The sequence below is a fragment of the Catenulispora pinisilvae genome (assembly GCF_015356865.1).
GTDB lineage: Bacteria > Actinomycetota > Actinomycetes > Streptomycetales > Catenulisporaceae > Catenulispora > Catenulispora pinisilvae.
On record NZ_JAAFZA010000397.1, the window covers coordinates 1 to 6,019 of the forward strand.

4 protein-coding genes are annotated in these 6,019 nt (G+C 69.3%); 2 read left to right on the top strand and 2 right to left on the bottom strand.

Annotated features, from left to right (window positions below; all coding sequences use genetic code 11):
• The first annotated feature begins 204 nt into the window (after window positions 1–204).
• Window positions 205–447 carry a hypothetical protein gene (locus IZR01_RS47640; protein WP_194927707.1) on the top strand — a complete coding sequence of 81 codons (243 nt, stop codon included), beginning with the start codon at window positions 205–207 and terminating at the stop codon, window positions 445–447.
• Between the two features lie 858 nt (window positions 448–1,305).
• Here IZR01_RS47640 and IZR01_RS47645 read toward each other — a convergent pair.
• Complete coding sequence (locus IZR01_RS47645; protein ID WP_194927709.1) at window positions 1,306–5,304, bottom strand: Pls/PosA family non-ribosomal peptide synthetase; 3,999 nt, start codon at window positions 5,302–5,304, stop codon at window positions 1,306–1,308.
• A gap of 259 nt (window positions 5,305–5,563) precedes the next feature.
• On the opposite strand from IZR01_RS47645, the gene IZR01_RS52805 reads away from it, so the two are divergent.
• Complete coding sequence (locus IZR01_RS52805) at window positions 5,564–5,695, top strand: hypothetical protein (RefSeq protein WP_267255006.1); 132 nt, start codon at window positions 5,564–5,566, stop codon at window positions 5,693–5,695.
• A gap of 3 nt (window positions 5,696–5,698) precedes the next feature.
• Here IZR01_RS52805 and IZR01_RS47650 read toward each other — a convergent pair.
• The coding region (locus tag IZR01_RS47650) for a CopD family protein (protein ID WP_194927708.1) at window positions 5,699–6,019 on the bottom strand (321 nt) is incomplete at its 5' end.

A 6,019-nucleotide genomic window follows, 5' to 3' on the forward strand; every position in this document is an offset into this window, starting at 1 on the left:
TCCGGAGACTGCGTAACCATGTCAAGAAGATCATCGGTAAGCCGTGTGCGGGAGAACCGCACGCACGGATTGAAAGGGGACAGAGGAAACGGGCTCTCACGAGCACCGCGCCTCTAACTACCAATGGCGATCCGCAAGTCATTGGAAGAGTCTGTAGTGTTCGACGGCCCCAGCCCCTACTGGGGCCCGAGGTGCGTCGCGGCCATGCAGGCAGCCAGCTTCACTCTCACCAAGGTAGACGATGCCGCCGGTCGCGTGGAAGGCACGTTCAAGTCCGCCACCATTTGGGGCGGACTCGTCGTGACCGTGATGCCGGTCGGCCCGACGACGACGCAGATCACCGCGAAGGCGACAGCGAATGTCGACAACATCTACGCGGCGTTCCGTAGTCCTGGGCGCAAGATTATTGAGGAGTTCAAGGCTGCGCTTGCGGGGTTGCCTGGTTGATTTGGTTTTTTGGTTCGGTTCTCTGGTGCGGCACTTTGATTCGGCACTTTGATTCGGCACTCTGGTCCGGCACTCTGGTCCGGCACTTGGTCCGACACTTTGGTCCGGCACTCTGATCCGGTTGTTTGGTTCGGCACTTTGACCCGGCATTTTGATCCCGATCGCTGGTCCGGCCTATAGAACCGCTGTCGCCCAGCTCTGTCCTAGGGGCTTGTGAACCGCTCCGGGTTCGGATCTTTTTTAGGGGCTGGAGTTTGCCGACCGGGCTGCGGTTTGGTTGTGGGTTTTCAAAGCTTTTTACGGCCTTCGGTAATGGTTGTGCCGGTTCGGGGTTCGAGTCGGCGAGTATGCGACTCAGCTGCCAGTTCCCGCGTTCACAACCCCGCCGCGCCTCAGGCCTCTTCAACTCCGGCAGGTCCGAACAAGAGCCAGATCAAGATCAAGAGCCCTGGTGAAGGGCCGGCGCCTCCGGCGGGGGCTCTTGGCTCCCTCGGGGAACTGGCGCGGTTCCATAGGGTGGTCGAGCCAGTCTCAGCGGCGGCGGTTCCTGAGGTGGTGCGGTCCGTTCCCCACGGTCGCGTCGTCAGCCCCAAGGGGTACAGCACCGGTGTCCGGGAGTAAAGTCCGCGCCGTTGCGGTCGGGCGGGCAGGCGGCGGTTTGTATAGCGCGAACTTGACTCCCGGCCACCGGCACTGTAGGCAAAGCCCTGCCGACGCGACCGAGGGGAACGAACCGAAAACCGGCCGGATAGGTGCAAAGCCTAGTGGTGCGGTACCGGCGACTCGGCGAATTCGGCCGCCGGTCCAGGTGTCGGCCACCCCGCCGGTGCCGGGGTGCACCCCGAACAGCCCGCAGCCCTAATCCTCAGAATCCCAGTGCGCGACCGGGTTCCCGTACCACCGCGTACCGGCCCGCAGCCGGTCCCCGCGCATCACCAGTGAGTACGGCCCGGCCACCGCCGCGTCGTCGAGCTGCGTGCCCGGCAGTGCGATCGCGTGCGGGCCGAGTGTCGCGCCGCGGCCCAGTGTCACGGTGTCCATTCGCATCAGCCGGTCCTGGAACAGGTGCGTCTGCAACACCACGCCGCGGTTCACCGTCGCGCCGTCGCCCAAGGTCACCAGGTCTGTTTCCGGGAGCCAGTGGCTTTCGCACCACACGCCGCGCCCGATGCGGGCGCCGAGGCTGCGCATCCACATGTTCATGAAGGGTGTGCCGATCAGGGAGGCGCCGAGCCAGGGCATGCCCAGTTCCTCGATGAAGGTGTCGAACAGTTCGTTGCGCCATACGAACGAGCTCCACAGTGGCTTCTGGGTCACCCGGAACCGGCCGACGAGGAGCCACTTGGCCAGGGTCGTCAGCAGGCAGGCGGTGACGCCGACGCCGAGTAGTAGGCCCATCGCGATCGGCAGGGCTCCGTACAGGCCGAAGTTGTCGTATGCCGCCTGCACGCCTATCACCGCGACGTCGCCGAGCAGCACCGACAGGAACAGCGGTAGCCAGCGGCACAGTTCCACGCAGGCACGGGCGGCGATCAGCCGGAACGGTGGGTCGTAGGTTCGCGCCGTGGACTCCCCGCCTTCCACCTGGCGCTGCACGGTGAAGGCCGGGCGGCCCAGCCACGAGTCGCCGGGGGAGGTGCGGGCCGGGGTGTCGGAGTGCACGCCGATCAGCGATTCGTCGGCGACCCGGCGGAAGGGGCCGACCATGCCGGAGTTGCCGACGAACGCCCGCTTCCCGACGTAGGCGGGCCCCAGGCGCAGCCAGCCGCCGCGGATCTCGAACGGCGCGATCAGTGTGTCGTCGGCCAGGAAGGCGTGGTCGTCGACCTCCATCAGGCTCGGCAGCGCCAGCACGGTCGAGGCCTCGACCCGCCGTCCGACCCGCGCCCCCAACATCCGCAGCCAGACCGGCGTCGCCAGGCTGGCATACAGCGGGAACAGTGCCACGCGTGAGGTCTCCATCAGCCGGTGCACGACCCACACGTTCCACGCCACGCGTCCGTGCGCCGCGAACACGCCCGGCACGATCTTGCGCGACAGCACCCGCACCACCAGGACGGTCAGCAGTATGTAGCAGACGACGGTGACCACGGTGAACGGCACCGACGCGATCAGGATCAGATCGGCCAGACTGCCGGGCTCGGGATGGGTGCCGCGCCACAGGTAGAGGAACACCAGCGCCGGCGCGGCCGACAGCAACGGCAGCAGCTGCATCACCGGCAGGGTGAGCATGTAGGCGAGGTTCCAGAACCGCGACTTGCGGTACTCCGGCGGCGGCCACTTGAACGTCGGCGCGTTCTCGTCACGGCGTGCGGGGGTGCCGTGCCAGCGCTCGCCTTCGGGTACGGGCCCTGCGATGCAGCTCCCGGGTGCGATCTCGGCACCGGCGCCGACGTCCGCGCCGGGCATCAGCATCGAGCGGGTGCCGACCGAGGCGTGCGGTCCGACGCGGATCCCGCCGACGTGCAGCAGGTCGCCCTCGATCCACCAGCCCGCGCAGTCCACCTCCGGTTCCAGCACCGCGCCGTCGCCGAACGCGGCCATGCCGGTCACCGGAGGCAGCGAGTGCAGTTGGACGTCACGCCCGACCCGGCACCCCAGTATGCGGGCGTAGCGGGAGGCCATCGGGGTGCCGGTGACCCCGGCCAGGCTGAAAGCGCCGACCAGCCGCTCGGCCGTCCACAGCCGCAGATGCGTCCAGCCGCCGCGCGCATAGGAACCCGGCTGCAAGTTGTGGGTGAACACCCGCGAGCCGACCCCGCTGATCACCATCCGGGCCGGCGCGCTGCTCAACGCCAGCCAGGCGCCGACGATCAGCCACCACGACGTGTGCGGGGCCCATTTCACCGGCCCGATGACGTCGTCCATCGCCGCGATCCCGAGCACCCAGGGGATGGCCGTGATGACGAACAAGACCGACAGTACAAAGCCCTGATACAGCCCGGCGGTGGCCGGCGTCAGGTGCACGCGGCGGTGCCGGACCCGCGGCTTGCCGGCCTGGCTGCCGGACTGTTCGGAGGCGTCCAGGAGCCGCGCCAGCTCCGGCAACTTCGGGTGCTGATACAGGTCCTTGACGGTGAACCCGGGATACCGGTCGCGCATGTCGCCGACCAGCCGCGCCGCCGTGAGGCTGCTGCCGCCCAGGCCGAAGAAGTCGCTGTCGGCCTCGACCGGGACGCCGAGCAGCCGCTGCCACTGTTCGGCTATCCAGCCGGCCGTGCCGCCGAGGTTTGTCGCCGAACCGGCGGCGCCCGACTCCTGGCCGGGCAGCGGCCATGGCAGGGCTTTGCGATCGACCTTGCCGGAGGTGCGGGTCGGCAGGTCGTCGACCAGAGCCAGCACCGGGACCAGGGCCGGGGGGAGCCGCTGCAACAACGCTTCGCGGGCGGCGTTCTTGTCGAAACCGCTGTCCGGTGTGTCGCTGCCCGCCGGGTCGTTGCTCGTCGTGTCGCTGCCTGCCGTGTCGCTGTTCGCAGAACGCTGGTGCGGGATCCCGGCCTGCTGCGCAGCCGCGTTCTCCACGACGAGGTAGCCGACGAGCACCTGCCCGCCCGCGGGACTGTCCTTGACCGCCGCGGCCGCCGCGCGAACCCCGGGCAGTGCCTGCAACGCCGCGTCGACCTCGCCGAGCTCGATCCGCCGTCCGCCGATCTTCACCTGCTCGTCGGCGCGGCCGAGGAAGATCAGGCCTTCGCGTTCGGCGCGGACCAGGTCGCCGGTGCGATAGACGCGCTGACCGACCAGTGCGGGATGCGGCGCGAATTTCTCGGCGTCCTTGGCCGGATCCAGGTACCGCGCGGTGCCGACGCCGCTGATCAGCAGCTCGCCGGTCTGGCCCCACGGCACCGGCCGGCCCTGGCCGTCGACGACGGCCAACTCCCAGCCGTCCAGCGGCGTCCCGATCCGCACCGGCGATCCGGCGCGCATCAGCGAGGCGCAGGCGACGACGGTCGCCTCGGTGGGGCCGTAGGTGTTCCAGAACTCCCGCCCCGGGACCGCCAGCCGCTCGACCAACTCCGGCGGGCACGACTCGCCGCCGACGATCAGCAGCCTGACCCGGTCCAGCGCCTCGGCCGGCCACAGCGCGACCAGGGTGGGGACCGTGGAGACCACCGTGATGCCGCGCTCCACGAGCCACGGGCCCAGATCCGTACCGGCCTTCACCAGCGAGCGCGGGGCCGGGACCAGGCAAGCGCCGTGCCGCCAGGCCAGCCACATCTCCTCGCAGGAGGCGTCGAAGGCGACCGAGAGCCCGGCCAGGACCCGGTCGCCGGGGCCCAGCGGCCGGTCGCGGAGGAACAGGCGGGCCTCGGCGTCGACGAACGCGGCGGCCGAGCGGTGCGAGACCGCGACACCCTTGGGACGGCCCGTGGTGCCGGAGGTGAAGATCACCCACGCGTCGTCGGTCCCGCTCGGCGGACCCGAGCGCCGGCCGGGCGTCCCGGGGCCGGGCCGGATCGAGCGGCCCTCGCCGACGATCGCGCAGACCGCGGCGTCCTGCCAGATCATCTCGGCGCGCTCGTCCGGGTCGTCCACGTCGACCGGGACGTAGGCGGCACCGGCGACCAGCACGGCGAGGATGGCCACGTACAGATCGGTGGTCCCGGAGGGAACACGGACGCCGACCTTGTCGCCGGGGCCGACTCCGTGCCCGCGCAAAGTGTCGGCGAGCGCCCCGATAGCGCCGCGCAGCTCGCGGTACGTGAGAACGACACCGGCCGCTTCCAGCGCGGGGGCGTCGGGGTGGTGCTGAACAGTCGCATCTAGGACGTCGACCAGGGTCCGTGCCTGCGCGGGTGCGGCCACCGGCCAGACCGCGTGGTCCAGTGAGGCCGACAGGATGCGCCCGAGGGGCATGGTGGTGACCGTGTCCTGGGTGGGTTGCATGAAGTTTTTCTCGAGTCGTCGTAGCCGATTGTGACGTCAGGCCCGGCAGCCCATCGGGTGGCGACGCGACCGGCCATGCTCACCTCATTATGGACGGTCCTTGTGTAAGAACGGCGTTAAAAACTCCTAAAGAGCGTAGTAGCGGTCGGCGTGCATTAGGTTCGCGCTGGTCATCGGGAGCATGAGGAGGCGGTTTTTCCCGACACCGGGTTCGGGAAAAGGGACGCAGGTGTTGCTGGTAGACAACATGGTCATCCGGTCACTGGACTGGACTGGGCTCGACTGGACCGACTCCTCGGAGCAGTTGCTCGACGAGTTCCGGGCGGTGCTGGCGGCCGAACCTGAGAAAGCCTCGCAGTAGGACTCAGCGCGGGGGCGCGTTTCCAGCCAGCAACACGGCCAACAGCAGCAGCACTGACGCGCCCGCCAGCTCGATCGCGACGTTCCGGCGCAGTGCGGCCGCCGAGCTCCCGCTGTCGCCGTCGCTATCGCTGTCGTCACGCCACTTCGCCACGATGCTGCGCGACCCCCTGGCGACACCGATCACGCAGAGCAGGACGGCGACCTTGGCGAGCAGCAGCCGGCCGTAGGTCGTGTCCACCAGCCCACTGACGCTCCCGACCTCCCGCCACCCCTGGTACAGCCCGGTCGCCACCAGCAGCCCCACGGCCCCGAGCGCCAGCCG

Bases quoted from the DNA above. Each gene is read 5' to 3' on its own strand.
- IZR01_RS47640 (WP_194927707.1), top strand. From the start codon at position 205: ATGCAGGCAGCCAGCTTCACTCTCACCAAGGTAGACGATGCCGCCGGT.
- IZR01_RS47645 (WP_194927709.1), bottom strand. From the start codon at position 5,304: ATGCCCCTCGGGCGCATCCTGTCGGCCTCACTGGACCACGCGGTCTGG.